Below are 18,382 nucleotides of genomic sequence, written 5' to 3' on the forward strand. Positions count from 1 at the left end.
TTGGACTTTTCCACAGCCCAATTCTCACCAGCAGAACTAGAAAAGCAAAACAAGGATTTGGTGAACCATGCTAATGACTTCTTAACTGATGAAGACAGTAGGCTCCCCGTTTTCTTAGAACCCGAAGCCGTGCAATTACTTAGCTTCTGGTGCCGAACTCCACAACAAATGCGCCGGTTCATTGGCATTATCTTAAATGCTAAGTACCGAGTTGAGAAGGATCATCAGGACATTGGCGTTCTAATCCCACTAGACGATGAAGAACTAAAATCTTTGATGACTAAAGCCTTGAGACGCTACTTTAACGCCCTAAGAAGCAATGAAAAGCATATCAAGAACGTGGAAAACTACTTGTACGGCACCATGCAAAACCTATTTGGCGTTTGGTGGAATAAACAAGCGGCTAGAGAATATGCGGCCAAACACCCCGAAGAACAGAAAACTGACAATGAGCGTTCTTGAAATTAAACGTCATATGGACTCATTTAAGCCGTTTTAAGTGTTACATGCATAATTATATTAAAACTGCTTTAAAATCGCTTAGAAGTAAAAATAGGTGCCTTAAGTGGCCGAATTGACGATAGCTGAGCTAGAAAAACGGGATAGGAGCTTTTTAAATGACCAAACCCAGCAAAGAAATCGCAACAATTGATCAATTGTTGGCTGACCCCTGGGCAGTCAATATTCAAGACATTTGGGAACAAGCGGCATATAATCCAGATCCTGATAAACGCAAGCTGTTTGACGCGTTACCCACTTACCTCTTAGATAAACGCCAAGAGCAAATTATCAACGAAAAGCATTTTGTGATTTAACATGGACAGGTCAAATAATCAGTGACTGAAATAGAAAGGAGGCACAAAATATGGCTAAAACTCGAACATATATGGACAAGTATAAATTCACAGCTGCAGAAAACCAACGGTTTGCCCGAGCAAACTTTACCAAGTTAGTGCATACTAATGCTCGTTTTGAAGGCGTTAATACCACTTTGCCACAAACACAAACTATTATGGACGGTATGAGCGTAGCAGGAGTACCTGTTGAAGATGTTTTGACGATTGTTAATTTAAAGCGTGGGTGGCAATATATCACTGCTCAAAATTCCCCTTTAACGTTAACCATGGAAAAACAAATCAACAAGATTGTGGCAGCGGAAGACGCCTTAGTACCGGGAGAATTACGGCAAGGGAAAGGAGGAGTTGATTTAGGTAGTGAAGACTTTTTTGAACCACCTTTAATTAACGAAAAACAAGAACAATCCTTTTTACAAAAAATCTTGGCTGATCCACGAACGACGATTACTGATAAAGCATTGACTGTCATGTATCATAATATGCGCCAACAAATCTTTTGGGACGGGAACAAAAGGACGGCGACTTTAAGTGCTAATAAAATTATGATTGACGGTGGTGCAGGCCTAATCAATGTGCCGTTAGATAAGTGGGATCAATGGAACGAACTAATTGCCAATTATTATCGAACTAATGACATGGCTAAAATTAAACGGTGGACATATGACAATGGCATTCAAGGATTACAAATTAGAGCAAACTTAGCGCTTAAATCAGTTAAAGACAAAACTAGTAAAAGAATTCAAAAACAGTTAAAAGATTTTGTGGATCAGAACCCAGAAATCAAGCCTAAAAATGATCCAGAAAATAAAAACGATCGGCCTAGTTATTAGGTTGATCGTTTTTGAGTTTATTCGGTTTATGGGCATTAACGTAATCGGCAAATGTTTTTAAAAGTTCTTCGGTTTGTTCGACCGAGAGGTTATTAGCTTGAAAGTACTTTTCTAATAAAGCCCCTTTTTGAATTAGTCGGCGAGAACGGGCTTTGCGGGCTTGCCGATTTTCATAGTATTTAGATTGCCGTAATTTAAATTCATATTGATTAGACATGGAATTTCCCCATCTCGTATGGCTAATGATCTACGGACTTTACCTTTAAAAATTCAGAAAATTGCTTGGCTAAAAGCTTAATCTGATCGTTAGACAAATTAGCATAATCTAAATTGGTTTGACTGATGATTTGTTTACCTAGCCGTTGTTCAATCTTATTTTTTTCGTCCTTAATTTTTTGATTAAGGGCTTTTAATTTAGCTTCTTGTTTTTCTAAGTTACTTTGAGACATAACGATCCCTCCAATCATATTAGAAATAATCACAGACACTATATCATAAAGAGAATGTTAAGTCAAAGGATAAAAGTTGAAATAGCTAAGCGGAAGGCATACACTAAGTTAAAGTTAAGAGAATCAGAAGACCGAGTGAAACGAGGTCAATGCGCACTTACACATAGAATAAATTCTATGTTATTATAACCCATAAAAACCTGTATTAGAAGTCGCCGATGGCGACAACAAAGTCAAGCCCATAGAATCAAAGTAAAGAGGTGACTAACATGGCAATATTTCATATGAGTTTTAGTAATATTAGTGCTGGAAAAGGACGAAGTGCGATTGCCAGTTCCGCTTATCGAAGTGGTGAAAAATTATTTGATAATCAAGAAGGCCGCCACTATTTTTATGCCCGCTCGGTTATGCCAGAAATCTTTATTTTAACCCCCAAAAATACACCAGAATGGGCCAGTGATCGAGAAAAATTATGGAATGAAGTTGAAAAGAACGATCGTAAATCAAACTCACGGTATGCAAAAGAATTTAACGTGGCTTTACCGGTAGAATTAAGTGAATCCGAACAGAAAGAATTACTGACAAAATATGTGCAAGAAAATTTTGTCGATCAAGGTATGGTAGCTGACGTAGCAATTCATCGCGATCACCCAGACAATCCGCATGCACATGTGATGTTAACCAATCGCCCATTTAACCCCGATGGTAGTTGGGGATTAAAAGCAAAGACGCAGTACATTAAAGATGAAAATGGCAAGCAACTTTTAACCAAAAGCGGGTTTCCAAAACAAAGAAAAATTTGGTTGGTTGATTGGGATAAAAAGGAAAAAATTAATGAGTGGCGGCATAATTGGGCAACAAGTGTTAATCAGTCTTTAGCACAAAAAAATATTCCGGATCGGATTAGTGAAAAATCGTTTTTCGATCAAGGGATTCAAGAGACACCTACCCAACACGAAGGCATTAACAGCCAAAGAAAAAATCGAAAAGCATTTAATCAACAAGTTAGCGCACAAAGAAGCGCCCAAGCTAAATATCACAATCTTGACGAAAAGATAAGAAATCATGAACATTTTGACGCGTTAACTGACGAGCTATCGTTCTCTGAAAAACACACAATTAGTCATCTAAGTCAGCAATTGAAAACCTATGTCGATTTAGAACATTTAGATGATAAACAGCGCATGCTGTTTAATTGGAAAAACAGCTTATTAATCAAACATGCCATTGGTGAAGATGTAACCAAGCAACTGCTGACTATTGACCAGCAAACGACATCACTAGCACAAGCTAACCAGTTGTTAAATAAAGTGGTGGAACGAGCAACGAAAAAGCTTTATCCGGAACTTAATTTTGAACAGACAACCGCAGCTGAACGACGGGAACTGATTAAAGAAACTAATAGTGAACAAACGATTTTTAAGGGTAGCGAATTGGCAGAACGGTTAGCGGATATTCGAAGTGACTTATTAACCCAGCAATTATTGACGTTTACCAAGCGGCCATATACCAGCTGGCAGTTAGTTAATCAGCAGGCCCAAACAATTGAGAAGCAATTAACCACGGTACTAACCAAACATGGTCACCAGTTAGACGATTTGAAGCATACTGATCGGGGCATGCTAGCCGCTTATCAACCTAACGAACTCGAATTCATTTCGAAAGCGGTGAAAGATTTACGGGTCATGCGGGAAGTTAAAGCCGTGGTGCAAACCCAATACGACAGCATTCTAATGACTGCTTTTCCGGACAGTGACCTGGATAAGCTAGAGACGATTGACAAGGAGCAAATCTATACCGCTGTGGTTTACTATGACCCAGAATTAAAGCCATTAAGCGCCGATGATCTTAGTCAATTGCAACAGCAGCCACCGGTAGTCTTTACTAGTCAGCAACACCAAGCCGGTTTGAATTACCTGTTAGGTAAAATTGAATTAAAAGATATTCAGAACCACCGATTACAACGGGTCTTAAAACATGATGGCACCCGGCAACTGTTTATCGGCGAATGTGGCCAAGATCCTAAGTTGGATCACAAACAAATTGAAACTGTGCAAGCCCGTTTGAAACAACAGACAACGAGGTTTGATCAATATAAGCAAGCTCAAATTAAGGACTATCAAGCGATCAATTATTACCCAACTAGCCCGAAAAACTACCTGACTAATATTTTGGACGAAGCCTTAATAACCATTTTATATGCGAAGAACACAGACTATCTAAGAAAGCAGCAATTACGTGGCTTAAAAGAGACCGAGTGGGAAATGACGAAAAAGCAACGGCAACACCAAACCCGGAACCGGCATAAAGATGGGGGTATGCACTTGTAATCAAAATGTAAAAATAAATGTACACACATGTGTTCAATTTGTGCTATAATTAAGCTAATCATTTAAGAAAGGAGTTACCTGCATGTGGCAAGACAAAACAAATGGATTAGTTTATCCCAAGCCGCTATCAAGCTAGGGCATGACCGATCATATGTAAGCTTATGGTTAAGGCGGCACCCAAATAGCATGCCCGAAGAATATTTAATGGAAACCGGCACAGTTAAATTAATTTCATTGGAAGGCATTGAATGGATAAAGAAACAATCAAAAAAAGAGGGCGTCCTCGTCAGCAGTAGAGTTGCTAACGGGGATCAGCACCTAGAATCGCAACTTCTAGGTGTCACCCTCCTAATAATCCATTTTACCGGGCGGGTTAGGGGAAAGCTAGTTGTTTAATATTTCTAACCCAACAAACAATATAAGGAGGTGATCCAATGAAAGTAGAAAGCTGGCAAGGCATTAATGGCAAGCTAGTTCATGATGATCAAAAGGCGATTGTGGTTGATGATGACCAAGCACTAACTGACCAGAAGCAGCTACAAGCGATATTAGATCAAGACGGTCAGCCAATCGATGAAGTTCGGCAAGCAATGATTAAGAAGACCGTTAAACGCCAGTTGAAGACTGAGCCGTTAAAGCTTAGTGGTTGGTTTAATCGCCACCAAGACAGTCAAAATGCTAAAAAGGCCGAAAAATTGGTAAGTGATAAACCGACTCATCAATATAAGCAGATCAAAAATGAAATGACCTTTTTTGGTGAGAGTTTTCTGGAGGGCTTCTTAGGCTTCTACGGTTTAGAAGTTGATAATGCCTTAGGTCGTTACGAACATAATTTACATGTCTTAGAGACTCAGGAACTTGGTCAGTCAGAAAAAGAGTATTACTTAGCCACGAGCCAAAGTGGCCGAGTTAAATTAGCCACATATCCATTACCAAGCCAGCAAATTGCCGCGGAACAATTGGATAAGTTCTATCAGCGTGAGCCAGAAGAAACGCAGGCAGAACAAATTCAATTACGAACATCAGAAGACGATAGGAAGGAGGAATAACATGTCAAAATACAGAAAAATGAAAGCGCTAGCAACTACTGGAGCTACTGCGATTTACTTGGGATTGATGAACGCTCAGGTTGTTTTTGCCGCGGACGGTGGCGAAGTTAAAAGTAAGCTCACCCAAGCTGGTAAGACAATTCAAGGTATTTTAACCGGGTTGGTCGTTTTAGTCGGGATTTGTGTGGCGCTATTTATTATTATCAAAAGAATGCCTGACGCAGACGATCCGCGAGAGAAATCAGAGGTTTATCACGCGGTTGGTCGGGTGGCTGGTTTAGTGGCCCTAGCGGCAGCGATTATCTGGCTATTACCTTGGGTTTACAGCCTATTCACTTAATTTAAAAAGGAGCCTGCCAAATGAAGAAAGGAAAAGAATTTATCTTCCCAGAGAATGTAGATAAAGATTACGGGATCTGGAAAGACTACACCTTGAAGGATTTTGGCGTAGCGGGACTGGCAGGACTAGTGGGCTTAATTTTTATTGCGATCCCACCCTATGGTCTGATCTTAGTCCTGATAAAAATAGTGATTGTTGTCTTAGCCATGACGATTGTCATGGCTATTTTAACAATTAGGCCAGTTGCGGCGCGGAAGAATATTAAAGTGCGGGATAACTTTAAGCTGAAACGCCGCTATGCCAATGGTCAGAAACTGTTTTATTTAAAACCGAAGAAGCGAGGTGAACTAAATGCGTTTGAGGAAGAACAAAACCGCCAATAAATCAGCCAGGCTAGATTGGGATTACCAACCGCCCAAAATCAATGGTGGCAAAGAAACCATTGATGACATGAGCTTGGTGGTGGGTATGTATGGTAATTACGAAGTTACCAAAACGGGTAATCTCGTTGGCATTTTGGAAGTTAGTGGGATCAACCTGGATCTACTTAATGAAACCGAACAGCAAGACGTCTTTGAGGACTATGGCGCCTTTCTCATGAGTACGTTAGGTGAAGGGGTTGATGACACCTTACAGTTCTTAGAGCCGACAATTCCCGTCAATATGACAGCTTATCTCAATGGTCTCAAACGGCGGTATCTCGCTTTACAAAAAGATCACCCCGAGCAACAGTTCAAAATCCAGCTCATAGCCAGTTATTTGGATCACTTTACTAAAGTCCAAGAATCCAAAAACATGACAACTAAGCAACATCTGCTAATCGTTAAGGTGCCAATTAAGGACAAAAGTGTTAAGAGCTTAAACCTAGCGGTCACTCATTTAGACGAAAAGATCGAACAGGTTAAACGGGATATTGAAAATGCGTTAACGGACTTTGATGTGACGGCCAAAGTTTTGACTAGTCAAGAAGTCCAAGAGATTTTAAAGAACTTGATCAATTTTAATGGATAGGGGGGAAACAGGATGAGTTTTGGTGATAAGGTCATTGATTTATTTATGCCAACTAAAAAAGAAAGTAATCAAGGCGACAGCGGCCAAACGGGTAGTAAGCCCAAACCGGAGGTTGAAGACTTTACCAAGCTGATTGATCGCGATAGCTTGCATTCACTATTTCCGTTTAGCTGGGAACAGTACCCCACCTACGTTCAATCGGGAGAGAATTTTATTCGGGTGTTAGCGATTGCTGACTATCCCAAACGGGTGTATGGCAACTGGCTATCAGAGTTAAAGCGCAAAAAGGGCGTTATCGATATTGTGCAATATATCGACAGCGCCAGTAACAATTCAATGATTACCTATTACAAGAAGACGATTCAAAATAAGGAAGCGCAGAAGTTAAATACGTTCGACCCGTATAAAAAGAAGATTCTGCAAAATTATATTGATTCAGCCAACATGCAACTAGATAAATACCTCGATAATTCTACCACATTTGTGTACCAACATATGCTCATTTATCTGCGGGCCAACAGTTTAGCAGAACTAGATGACTTAACCGAAAACGTCAAGAATACGTTGATTAAACTACAAATGAAGCCCCTAGTGCCCGTTAAAGCAACCTTTCAAGCTTTCTGGTCAACCATGCCAATTAACGAGAACCTCATGGGGGATTACACCTATAAAGAAAGTAATACCGAAGTCGCCAGTAGCATGTTTCCCTTTGACGACGCGGAGATTTTGGACTTGAAGCCTAGATCTGATATTGAAGGAGTTAACAAAGATACCAACAGCTTAATTGCCGTAGATATGCTGGATCGCAACAAGACCCTAAATCAAAATCAAGTGATTATCGGGACCTCGGGGGTCGGCAAGACCACCTATATGATTCAGAAAATCCTACGCTACGCCATTCAAGACTATCAACTCTACATTATTGATCCAGAAAATGAATATACCAAAATTGTCGAAGCCCTGGGTGGCGCAGTCTTGCACCTAACTTCTAATGCTAAGTACAAAATTAACCCGCTACAAATTTTCTCCGAAGAAATCCTAAGCGCCGATGAAGCGGTCACAAACCTTGATTTACTAGTTAAAGATAAAATTCAGCGATTAAAGGGGTTCTTTGAAGTCCTTAAAACCGGGATTACCCAAGTTGAACTGGCAATCCTTGATGATGTCGTTAAACAAGCTTACGTCAACAGTGGTGTTTTGAAATACAGCCGCTTAAAAGAGATTAAAGACGATCAGTGGCCGACCTTATCCAATGTTTATGACGAGTTGGAGAAACTGGCTGATAAGGACGCAGACAAGTTCAGTCGGGTTAAAGACTTCTACTACATCTTAGGCAGCTATACCCATGGTTCTAATAGCCTATTTGACGGGCACACCAACGTTAACCTAAAGGGGAAAATCATTTCTTTTGATTTAAAACCGCTACAAAGTGAACAGGAAGTCCAATCAGCGGCTTATCTGAATACCTTCCAGTATTTGTGGGACGAAATCACCAAAGATCGGCATAGCCGCAAGAAATTGTTTGTCGATGAATTTCACTTTTTGACTTTGCACAAAGCGGCCGCCACCTTTTTCCATCAAGCATACAAACGTTTTAGAAAATACAATGCCGGGGCCATTGCCGGAACGCAGCAAATTCAAGATGTGATTGAAGGCACGACAGATACCGGGCAGAACATTGGTGAAGCCATTATTGGGAACTCCTACACCAAAGTGTTCTTTGGTCTTGACGGTAAAGGCGTTGATGATGTGATTACCAAATTGCGTATGACGTTCTCGGATAAAGAAAAGAAGCTACTAGAACGTCGTAGACAAGGCGAAGCTCTGATGATCTATGGTAGCCAACGCGCCTTTATGAAAGTTGAATTGACCGAAGAAGAACTACGATTAATCGACCCCGAAGCTTACCAAGAGAAATACAACCGTGAGACAGCCGGGCAACCGGATTATCAAAAGCGCGTGGCCTTAACCCCCAGTGAAATTGACGCTTTAACTACCACCGAAGAGGAAGGGGGGACTTTAAATGAGTAAATCAAACCAACTATTAAATATCGAGGTTGGGACATTCAAACGGCAAGGAAACAAGTTGATCCTAGAGCTTAATCACAATCAATTTCGATATGACCAGTTGAGTGAGCTAAACGAATTAAAGGAAGCTGATGCCAATTTCTTACAGTTGGTTAACGTGGTTGAGCAAGGCCAGAAGGTTGTTTTAACTTATATCTTGCCAGATAAAGTCAGATCATTAAAGGACTTGCCACATGAAAATAAGGCAATCCGGTCAGCGATTGCCAAGGAAATTATGGCGCAACATGTGGTTAACGATAGCCAGTATCACATTGCGTTGAATCCAGCCAACCTATGGTATTACCCAATGCAACATGTTTGGTACGCCTACCGGGCCAATGAACTCATGCCTTATGATGATAAACATAGCAATTTAGCCAAATACAAAGCACTGATTCTGTTTTGCTTGACGGGGACGCCCTATGAACGGCTACTAAGCAATCCCCAAGAAGCCTTGGCCAAACACCCGGACGACTATTTACAACAAGTAGCTAAAGCTACGTCGTTAAATGAGTTAACGGAAGTGGTTAACGGCATTGAGGACTTTGTGAGCTATCACGAATGGCAGGCAGTTGAAACGGCCCAGCAGAAAACCAAACAACGTTTATGGTTGAGTATGGCCGGGGTGGCGATTGTGGCCGTTTTGGCCGTCGGCTTAGTCCATAAAAGTGACGAACGAAAGTATCAAAGCTTAGCTAACCAGAACCAAGCCCAGGTCACGCGATTAAAATATAGCGGTCAAATTCAGACCGCTTTAAATGATCAAAAGTGGTCGGAAGCGCAAAAAGATATGCAACGGGCCGGCTACCCTGCAACTAAGCAAGTCAATGTCTTTTTAAAGCATGGTCAGTACCAGCAAGCCTTAAACGTTGACCCAAGTCAGTTGAACAAGGTTGTTAATGCGACTTATGCCAACCAAGATAGCAGTCAAGTGGCCGATTGGCAGTTACCAACTAAGGCGACGAGTAAGCAAAAAGATCAATTGAAACTCGAAAAAGCGATTGTTAATTATGATACCAATACGCTTAATAACCAATTATCCTTTACGACGAACGCTGATGTTTTATTGAGAATGGGACAAGCCTTCCTGGCCCATAACGATACGCAAGACGCCCAGACTGTCCAAACCAAGTTAGCCGGCGTGAACAGTCCTAAAGCTAAGTATTTAAAAGCCTTGTTAAGTCTCAATGCCGCTAAGAACGAAGTTAGCGACGCCCAGAAGAAGTTAGATGACGCCAACAAGATTGATGGCAGTAAAGATAAGGACAAAGACAAGAAGGTGGATTCGGCTAAGTCGGACTTAAAGAACGCGCAGAGTGACCAATCAGTAGCGCAAAAACAAGTCGATCAGGCCAAGCACAAAGTGGGTGATTAAATGCAGGTATTGTCATTTGAATATAAGAAAAAGAAGTGGAAATTGATTGCTTATATTGTGGGTGGCGCCCTTCTGCTAATCATCTTGCTAATTGCCGCGCTTACTGGTCAATTGCAAGAAAACAGTTGTGATAATTCAACCACCACAGAAACGCAATTAGATAGTAAGAGCATGACAGAAAATGCCAAAAATATCTATGCGCACTGGAAACAGAAGTATGGTGCCACGCCGCAAGCGGCGGCTGGTATCTTGGGGGTCTTACAACTAGAAAGTCGCCTTGATCCCAAGTCCGTTAATTCCAGTTCCGGGGCCACGGGCTTAGCCCAGTGGTTAGGTGGCCGAAAAGATAAGTTGGAGGACTTAGCCCACAAAGAAAACAAATCAGCAACCAATCTCGGCGTGCAGTTGGACTATCTCGATCAAGAATTGAACAGTAGTTACTATGCGTCAAACAAGCAGATCTTTAAGTATACGGACGTGCACAAAGCGACCAAAGCCTGGTTAATGGATTACGAGGGCATGAGTAAGGACCCGGAACAATGGTATCTAAGCCAAAGATACGGGTATGCCGATCACTGGTATTCCGTGTTCGGGGCGAGTGATCCCGTGGCCGGTAATACGTTAGACAATGCGAGTTCCGGTGATCTGACCGAGTTAGGTTGCGATAGTGACCCGAGCTATTCCGGCGGTAGTATCGTTAAAAACGCAGAAAGTATGAAAGGTGACTTCTATTATGTTCAAACCCACCCTAGCCCCGATTTAGGCAGTGATTTAAAGAATCCTAACAAAACCGGCGGAACCGATTGTTCCGGTTTTGTCTGGTTAGCCCTGAATAAGGCTGGTTACAAGGTACCCGCAAATATGGGCTGGTTTACCGGCACGATGGTCAGTGACGCCAAAGGCAGCCATCAATATCTGAAACAGATTAGTGAAAATGACGCGAAAGCCGGCGATATTGTGATCGTCAATCAAGGTGTGGGAGCCGGCAACAACGGGCATACTGCCATTCTGCTAGGAAAGTGGCAAGGCAAAGCCACCAAAATCATTGAACAAGGTGGCGTAGGCGACAAGGTTAACGAAAGCACCTTTGGCACCGCCTTTTATAGCTTACTAAGTGGTAGTGATGTAACGTTAGCTCGGCCAATCAAGAAGTAAGGAGGAACCAACAAATGAAGCGTAGCGTGGTTTTAAGTATTGCACTTGGTAGTTTGATCTTAATTATGTCATTAGGAACGAATGCCTATCAACATAGCCAAGTTAAGCAGGCGCAACAGCAGATTAGTCGGCTACAAAAACAGAAGCGCCAAGTTAACCAGCAATTGACTAAAGCCAACCAACAAAAGCAGTTATTGAGCACCCAAATTGACAGTTATAAGACCTACCAAAATAATAAAGACAAAAGTCAGGCTGAACTTAGCTTTAATACGGTAGTCACCAAGTTCTTTAAGGTCATGAACAACTTTAAGCCCAAGACCTACGGCCAGCGTAAAGATGGCGTGAAAGACTTGATTTCCGACAAGCTATATCAGCAATACTTTTCAAACAAAGGCACGTATGGTGATAGTAATAGTGTTTCAGCCAAGTTAAATCAACTGAACCTGTATACGCAAAGCAAGCAGGGGAAAAACATGAAGGGCTTGGCCGTCGTCAGTTATGAAAGTAAGAGTGGCAACAACGACTGGCAAAAGGCGACGGTGCTTTATCAAGTGACTTTCGATACCACCACGGATCGAATCACCGCGGTACAAAATTTAGGCAGCAGTTTTAAAGCGAGTGACCTTAATTAAACGCGTTGGTAAAGCCCTAGCGGTAATCGTGGTGGTTTTAGCCGTTAGCGGGTTTGCTGGTCATCAATATGTCAATCACGTAGAAAAGCAGCGATCAGTTGTGACTTTAGCTAAGCACCCTAAAAAAGTGTTGTTCTTCTATCGCGATGATTGCCCGGATTGCCAAGCTATTTTTCATCAGATTTATTGGCACAACGCAATTAATCACAACATCGTCTTGATTAACATGAACCAACCGCAGAATCGGCATTACATTCAAAAATATCAATTAACGTCAGTACCAACCTTGATCCATGGCAAGCAACGATACTCCGGTACCAACCAACAAAGGATTAAACAGATAGTAGGTGATTAGATGAAAGACAAATTATTAAACAGCGTTAAAGTCAGCTGGCCATATCTACTAACGCTAATCATTGGCTTGTATTTAGCGGAGATTTTAGCTGGATCAGTCATGGCCTTATCGCACTATAAGCTAACTTTTGCGGATCATATGCCAACCGTATTAAAACAATTAGCCTTGCACCCCTGGCACTATTACAACTTGTATTTGGGTCAAAAGAACCCGGTATTAATTATCGTCAGTATCGCTGTGGTCCTATACACCATTTATTTTGCTTTGAAACGCAATAGCAAGCACAAAGCGTGGGAAACTGCGGACACTGAAACCCACGGGAGTGCGACCTGGGGGAATTTAAAAGAATTGAGTGACCATTACTTTAGTATCAATGCCAAAGACCTCACCACAGCATTTAACAAGAGTACCAAGGCAGAAATTCTCAAATCATTAGTGGATCGAGAAAAGTCAGCGAAAGGGGGAGATTAACATGAATGGGACGATTTTAGGGATCGTGGATAAACGGATTGTTTACCAGAATAACAGCACCAAACCCAATCGGAATATCTTTGTGGTTGGGGGACCTGGATCATATAAGACCCAATCAGTCGTCATTACCAACCTGTTTAACGAAACGGAGAACAGCATTGTCGTGACCGATCCGAAAGGTGAATTATACGAAAAGACGGCCGGTATCAAACTAGCCCAGGGTTATCAAGTACATGTCGTCAACTTTGCCAACATGGCGCATAGTGATCGCTACAATCCTTTTGATTATATTCAACGGGATATTCAAGCCGAAACCGTGGCAACAAAGATCGTGCAAAGTGAAAATGCCGAAGGTAAAAAAGACGTGTGGTTCAGTACCCAAAGACAGCTTTTGAAGGCTTTAATCCTGTTTGTCATGAACCACCGGTCACCAGAACAACGAAATTTGGCGGGCGTAACGCAGGTCTTACAAGAAAATGACGTTGAAGCCGAGGAAAAGGGTGCGGATAGTCCGCTAGATACCTTGTTTCTTGATCTAACTATGACTGATCCAGCGAGACGCGCTTATGAGTTAGGTTTCAAAAAGGCTAAAGGAGAAATGAAAGCCAGCATTATTGAAAGCCTGTTGGCGACCATTTCGAAGTTTGTTGACAAAGAAGTGGCCAATTTTACCAGCTTTTCAGACTTTGATTTAAAAGAGATTGGCAAAGCCAAAGTAGTACTGTATGTGATTATTCCGGTCATGGATAATACCTATGAAAGCTTCATCAATCTGTTTTTCTCACAATTGTTTGATGAATTATACAAACTAGCCGCCGATCATCACGCTAAATTGCCTCACCAAGTCGACTTTATCCTTGATGAATTTGTCAATTTAGGGAAGTTTCCCAAGTATGAGGAGTTCCTAGCAACGTGCCGGGGGTACGGCATTGGCGTGACGACCATTTGTCAAACCTTAACCCAGCTACAAGCCTTGTATGGCAAGGATAAGGCCGAGAGTATCTTAGGTAATCATGCCGTTAAAATTTGCTTGAATGCCGCTAATGACGTGACCGCTAAATACTTTAGTGATCTGTTAGGTAAATCAACCGTTAAAGTTGAAACGGGTAGTGAAAGTACCAGTCACAGCAAGGAAGAGAGCCATAGCAAGAGCGATAGTTATAGCTATACGAGCCGTTCGCTGATGACACCTGATGAAATTATGCGTATGCCCGAAGATCAGAGCTTATTAATCTTTAGTAATGCCCGACCAGTCAAAGCTACAAAAGCGTTCCAATTTAAACTATTTCCAGGAGCCGATCATTTGGTTAACTTGTCACAAAACGATTATCAAGGCCAACCAGAAGCCAGCCAGGAAACCCACTTTAAGAATAAGGTAGATAAGTGGAATCAGACAGTTAAAGCACAGCACCAAGCCAAAAAAGACGATCAAACAACCGATGACGAAGAAGACAAATTGCAGGATAATATCGATCAAGAATTAGAGTCTAGACATAAGAAAATGCTTGGATAATGGAGGACATATTAATGAAAAAATATTGGAAATATATAATCGCTGTGATGACAGTGTTGCTGATTGCTGTCGGTCTAACCGCCTGCGGAAAGTCTACAGCACAAGATTTGCAAAGCCATCAGTGGACATTTGCTTCTAGCAAAGATAATGGTATGGCCGCTACTGCAAAGTTTTCAAAAAGCAACTTAACACTTACCCAAGCGGGCTTTAGCGAAGTTTATACTTACAAGTTGATTGAAAACAAGGGCAATGAACAAATTAAGTTCATTGGTAAAAATAGTGTTTCAGGTAGCACAGAAACACGTCTATTTAAGATTAAAAAGCAGTCAGACAAATATAAACTAACACCAATTAACACACTGGCTAAAAGTGATACTGGTACGGTCTCACTCATTTCCAAATAGACAAAGGAGGAATTTAAAATGACAAATATCATTCAATCAGCTATTTCACACTTCTTTGAATGGCTACTGTCTGGTTTGTTAGATGGTTTATTCAACATCTGCAAGGCCATTATTGACCAAGCCAATCAAAGCTTGCCCATTGTTAAAACATGGTATGCCATCTTCCTGTCTTTTGCGACATCGTTAGTAGTCGTGGTCGTCCTTGGGCGTATTGTGATGACAATTCTAAAAGAGGCAGACGAAAGTACAGATGTTACTTGGGCTAATATCATCATGGACGGGATTAAATCAGCGGCCGTGATCCCAGTTTTTGTGTTCTTACAGGGCTTTATTCAAGGCTCAATTACCTTACCCCTGTTAAAGTATATGTTTAGTTCTGATCAGAAATTTACTGCTAAATCAATTACCGGTATGAATAAAGTTCCTGGGTTAAAAGATGTTGGCATTTCGCTACCCTTACAGATTTTGTTTCTGCTCATCTTCACTGTCGTAACCGTCGTGTTCTTTATTAAAATGTGTGTGTTTGTGGCTGATATGGCTTGGTATAACCTGACAATTCCTTTAGCTGCAATGAGCATGGCGACTGAAAGCTTTGATTACAGTGGTACGTGGTGGAAGAAGTATATTTATTACAATTCCTCCATTATTAGCCAAGTGCTTTGTATGTCATTATCAGTATGGTGTTTTACTAATATGGCTAAATACGGGTTTATTGCGTTTATTGCTTCAATTGGTTTTGGCTTTCTGGTTGTCAAAACACCTGACGCCGTTAAAGATTTCTGGGCTTCAACCGGTGTGACTAAGAGTGCTGGTATGGGGGCTATGAGAATGTTTCAAAATTATTTCCGTAGCCATTAGGGGGAGAAATAAGTTATGAAGAAAATCGCACAATGGTTATTGGAAAAAGCCAAAAAAGATATGCGAACCGACCCTTTTACAACACCTTCACGGCGGACTAAGTTGTCTTACTATTTTGATACCTTAGTTAGCATGGTCTTCTATATAATGGGAATTTACCTCATGTTAATGGATTTATACCAAGAGCTTTTCACGTCAAATCATACCGATTTTTTAGGAACAGCATTAATGGCCTTAATTTTACTGCTGGGTGGTTTATTATTCCGTTGGTCAGCCTATGCAGATTTCAAAGCCATCAACCGGTATCAACGATATTTGAAACAACAATCGATAGACCAGCAACAAAAATTGCATCGTGAAACTTGGTTAAAAGCAGCTGAACAAGGGAAAAAAGAATTAGAACAGAAGCTGAATCACAAGGAGTGAACGAATATGACCACTGTTATCTTAGCTGAAAAACCCAGTCAAGCCCGTTCATACGTCCAAGCCTTCCAAAAGAGCACAAAAAAACAGGGTTACTATACGGTTAGCGACCCTGTTTTGCCCGAAAATACGCTTGTCACGTATGGTCTCGGACATTTAGTTGAACTAGCCACACCGGATAAATATGATCAGAAATATCAGCAATGGGCCTTATCTAATTTACCGATTTTTCCCGATAAATACAAGTTTGTGGTGTCAGCTAGTAAAAAAAATCAATTCAAGGTCGTCAAAGACCTGTTAACGAAGGCCGATACCATTATTGTTGCCACCGATAGCGGTCGGGAAGGCTCTAATATTGCGTGGTCAATCATGAGCCAAGCCCAGATTGACGTTAAAAAGAAGACCATTAAGCGGCTATGGTTGAATAGTTTGGAAAAAGACGCCATTATTACCGGATTCAAAAATCTTGGTGATTGGCACCAAGACTATTTGGCGTATAAAGAAGCCCAAACCCGTCAAATTAGCGATTGGTTAATTGGAATGAATGGCAGCCCTTTATATACTTTGTTATTAAGACAAAACGGGGTACGCGGGGTGTATTCGATTGGTCGAGTACAGACGCCAACCTTATATATGGTCTATCAAAGAGACCAGGCAATCAAAAACTTTAAGCCGGAACCCTATTTTGAACTAAATGCGGAAATTTTAGCCAATCAGCAAAAATTCGTCGCAAAATTAGACCCCTATCAGCGATTTAAAGACGAAGCAGGGCTAATGACATTCATGCGAGCTAAACACGTTCATAAAGGCTCGCAGGACGGTTTAATCAAGGACGTCCAAAAACAAGGCAAAAAGCGTGCTAGTCCCCAACTATTCTCACTATCCAGTCTGCAAAGTGCCATGAATAAACGTTATCACGCCAGCGCCAGCCAAACCTTAGCGGCTATTCAAAGCTTATACGAAGACAAACTACTCAGTTATCCCCGCACCGATTGTGCTTATATCACTGATGAAGAATTTGAGTATTTAGTGGCTAATCTGACGAAGTATCTGGGGTTAGTCTCTAAACAAGTCGCTTTAACCAATACCACTCCAAATAAGCGCTATGTTAATGGAAAAAAGGTTGAAGAACACTACGCCATTATCATGACTAAAGTCGTGCCGACGAAAGAGAAACTAGCCAGCTTACCTAAATTACAGCAACAGGTTTATGATTTAGTTTTAAGAACGACGTTAGCGATGTTTGCTGATCCGTATGAGTACGAGGAAACCACCATTATCACCCAAGTTGGCGACGCCAATTTTAAAGCAACGGGTAAGGTCCCAACTAAGCAAGGTTGGCAAGTTTTATTTGATGATCACAAAGCCGACCAGCAAGAGGCAGCCACCCTACCGATCGTTCACCAAGGCGACCAAGTTCAAGCAAATCTGCAAACACTGCAAAAAGAAACGACACCACCGGTCCCCTTTACCGAAGGTACCCTGATTACGGCAATGAAGACCGCCGGCAAAACGCTTGATGATGAAGAAGCCCAAGCGATTCTTAAAGATGTGCAAGGCATTGGGACAAGTGCAACCCGGGCCAATGTGCTGGAAGTGTTAAAGAAACGCGGCTATCTCGTCACTGAAAAGAACAAGCTACACGTCAGTGAAGCCGGAATTACTTTATGTAAAGCGGTTGAACTCGAACCCTTGTTAACTAGCCCAGAGATGACAGCCAAATGGGAGCAAGCGTTACAGCAAATCAGTACCGAAGAACGCACTCAGGATAATTTTTTGAGCCAGATTAAGAAGTTTGTGGCCAAGTTAATTGCTGATGTCCCCGAGCAATTGACTGGCAGTTCAGCCATTAAGCAACAAATCGATCACCAACAGCAAACGCAAAAAGCCGCCGAAGTATTCTTAGAAACGCCGCAAGCGACCGTTTTAAATAAACAGAAGTTTTACATTGTGAAGCCTAAGCAAGGCGAAGACTTTACCTTACCCAAGAAATGGAGCAGCAAAACCCTTGGTAAAACTGCGATCAAAGCCTTAGTCACCAAGGGTGAAACCAGCAAACTAAAGGGTTTCAAGAGCAAAAAGGGAAAGTCGTTTGACGCCAAGTTAAAGCTTGACGGCCATAAATTAAGTTTTGATTTTGATTAGAACCTGCCTACCGCCCTGCACTACGTTCCGGTTGGTGAACCCGTCATTTAGGTTCACTTTTACAACCCCAAAAGTAAACCTAAATAACGGGTAAGATTAGCAAAACAAAGGAGATCAT

Annotated in this window: 21 protein-coding genes and 1 pseudogene; 20 read left to right on the plus strand and 2 right to left on the minus strand. The window is 41.5% G+C overall.

Going from position 1 to position 18,382, the window contains the following annotated elements; genetic code table 11:
- From RA086_RS14920 to RA086_RS14930, 3 genes and pseudogenes are all read left to right on the plus strand, one after another.
- Window positions 1-462 (plus strand): annotated as a pseudogene (locus RA086_RS14920) (replication initiator protein A); the annotation flags it as partial.
- Between the two features lie 155 nt (window positions 463-617).
- On the plus strand, window positions 618-815 hold the full coding sequence (locus RA086_RS14925; protein ID WP_308704557.1) for a hypothetical protein: 198 nt from the start codon (window positions 618-620) through the stop codon (window positions 813-815).
- 50 nt (window positions 816-865) lie between these two features.
- Window positions 866-1,687, plus strand: coding sequence for a Fic family protein (locus RA086_RS14930; RefSeq protein ID WP_308704558.1), 822 nt, complete (start codon window positions 866-868; stop codon window positions 1,685-1,687).
- Here the strand turns inward: RA086_RS14930 and RA086_RS14935 are convergent.
- Complete coding sequence (locus tag RA086_RS14935) at window positions 1,677-1,904, minus strand: hypothetical protein (protein ID WP_407659104.1); 228 nt, start codon at window positions 1,902-1,904, stop codon at window positions 1,677-1,679. The two genes, RA086_RS14930 and RA086_RS14935, sit on opposite strands and share 11 nt — an antisense overlap.
- A gap of 22 nt (window positions 1,905-1,926) precedes the next feature.
- Window positions 1,927-2,154, minus strand: coding sequence for a hypothetical protein (locus tag RA086_RS14940; protein ID WP_187344019.1), 228 nt, complete (start codon window positions 2,152-2,154; stop codon window positions 1,927-1,929).
- Between the two features lie 251 nt (window positions 2,155-2,405).
- Here RA086_RS14940 and mobQ point away from each other — a divergent pair, with 251 nt between their 5' ends.
- The 17 genes from mobQ (at window position 2,406) to topB (ending at window position 18,264) form a co-directional block, all read left to right on the plus strand.
- On the plus strand, window positions 2,406-4,466 hold the full coding sequence (gene mobQ, locus RA086_RS14945; RefSeq protein WP_308704559.1) for a MobQ family relaxase: 2,061 nt from the start codon (window positions 2,406-2,408) through the stop codon (window positions 4,464-4,466).
- An 84-nt stretch (window positions 4,467-4,550) separates the two neighbouring features.
- Entirely contained in the window at window positions 4,551-4,862 is a 312-nt protein-coding gene (locus tag RA086_RS14950; RefSeq protein ID WP_308704560.1) for a hypothetical protein, read from the plus strand.
- Window positions 4,863-4,900: 38 nt separating this feature from the next.
- On the plus strand, window positions 4,901-5,515 hold the full coding sequence (locus RA086_RS14955; RefSeq protein ID WP_308704561.1) for a hypothetical protein: 615 nt from the start codon (window positions 4,901-4,903) through the stop codon (window positions 5,513-5,515).
- 1 nt (window position 5,516) lies between these two features.
- Window positions 5,517-5,855: a CagC family type IV secretion system protein gene (locus tag RA086_RS14960; protein WP_216747858.1), complete on the plus strand. Its 339-nt coding sequence runs from the start codon at window positions 5,517-5,519 to the stop codon at window positions 5,853-5,855.
- Between the two features lie 20 nt (window positions 5,856-5,875).
- A complete protein-coding gene (locus tag RA086_RS14965; protein ID WP_003625636.1) occupies window positions 5,876-6,238 on the plus strand; it encodes a hypothetical protein in 363 nt (120 codons plus the stop codon).
- The gene (gene trsD / locus RA086_RS14970) at window positions 6,207-6,866 is read left to right on the plus strand and encodes a TrsD/TraD family conjugative transfer protein (protein ID WP_308704562.1); all 660 of its coding nucleotides are present in this window, start codon (window positions 6,207-6,209) and stop codon (window positions 6,864-6,866) included. Before RA086_RS14965 ends, trsD begins: the two co-directional genes overlap by 32 nt.
- Window positions 6,867-6,878: 12 nt before the next feature.
- The gene (locus RA086_RS14975; protein ID WP_308704563.1) at window positions 6,879-8,897 is read left to right on the plus strand and encodes a VirB4 family type IV secretion system protein; all 2,019 of its coding nucleotides are present in this window, start codon (window positions 6,879-6,881) and stop codon (window positions 8,895-8,897) included.
- On the plus strand, window positions 8,890-10,308 hold the full coding sequence (locus RA086_RS14980) for a conjugal transfer protein (RefSeq protein ID WP_308704564.1): 1,419 nt from the start codon (window positions 8,890-8,892) through the stop codon (window positions 10,306-10,308). The genes RA086_RS14975 and RA086_RS14980 overlap by 8 nt, the downstream gene beginning before the upstream one ends.
- Complete coding sequence (locus tag RA086_RS14985; protein WP_308704565.1) at window positions 10,309-11,463, plus strand: phage tail tip lysozyme; 1,155 nt, start codon at window positions 10,309-10,311, stop codon at window positions 11,461-11,463.
- Between the two features lie 14 nt (window positions 11,464-11,477).
- Entirely contained in the window at window positions 11,478-12,095 is a 618-nt protein-coding gene (locus tag RA086_RS14990; RefSeq protein ID WP_108910198.1) for a SadB/YajI family lipoprotein, read from the plus strand.
- Window positions 12,082-12,450, plus strand: a complete 369-nt coding sequence (locus RA086_RS14995; RefSeq protein ID WP_308704566.1) for a thioredoxin family protein — start codon at window positions 12,082-12,084, stop codon at window positions 12,448-12,450. The genes RA086_RS14990 and RA086_RS14995 overlap by 14 nt, the downstream gene beginning before the upstream one ends.
- On the plus strand, window positions 12,451-12,921 hold the full coding sequence (locus RA086_RS15000; RefSeq protein ID WP_008212995.1) for a hypothetical protein: 471 nt from the start codon (window positions 12,451-12,453) through the stop codon (window positions 12,919-12,921).
- Between the two features lies 1 nt (window position 12,922).
- Window positions 12,923-14,434 (plus strand): VirD4-like conjugal transfer protein, CD1115 family, encoded by a 1,512-nt coding sequence (locus RA086_RS15005; RefSeq protein WP_308704567.1) that lies wholly within the window; start codon window positions 12,923-12,925, stop codon window positions 14,432-14,434.
- Window positions 14,435-14,448: 14 nt separating this feature from the next.
- Complete coding sequence (locus tag RA086_RS15010) at window positions 14,449-14,838, plus strand: hypothetical protein (protein WP_308704568.1); 390 nt, start codon at window positions 14,449-14,451, stop codon at window positions 14,836-14,838.
- Window positions 14,839-14,856: 18 nt separating this feature from the next.
- Window positions 14,857-15,696 carry a conjugal transfer protein TrbL family protein gene (locus RA086_RS15015; protein WP_308704569.1) on the plus strand — a complete coding sequence of 280 codons (840 nt, stop codon included), beginning with the start codon at window positions 14,857-14,859 and terminating at the stop codon, window positions 15,694-15,696.
- 15 nt (window positions 15,697-15,711) lie between these two features.
- On the plus strand, window positions 15,712-16,122 hold the full coding sequence (locus RA086_RS15020) for a hypothetical protein (RefSeq protein WP_308704570.1): 411 nt from the start codon (window positions 15,712-15,714) through the stop codon (window positions 16,120-16,122).
- Window positions 16,123-16,128: 6 nt separating this feature from the next.
- Complete coding sequence (gene topB / locus RA086_RS15025; protein ID WP_308704571.1) at window positions 16,129-18,264, plus strand: type IA DNA topoisomerase; 2,136 nt, start codon at window positions 16,129-16,131, stop codon at window positions 18,262-18,264.
- Window positions 18,265-18,382: the final 118 nt, after the last annotated feature.

Origin of the sequence: Lactiplantibacillus brownii (assembly GCF_031085375.1) — a bacterium.
Taxonomy (GTDB): domain Bacteria; phylum Bacillota; class Bacilli; order Lactobacillales; family Lactobacillaceae; genus Lactiplantibacillus; species Lactiplantibacillus brownii.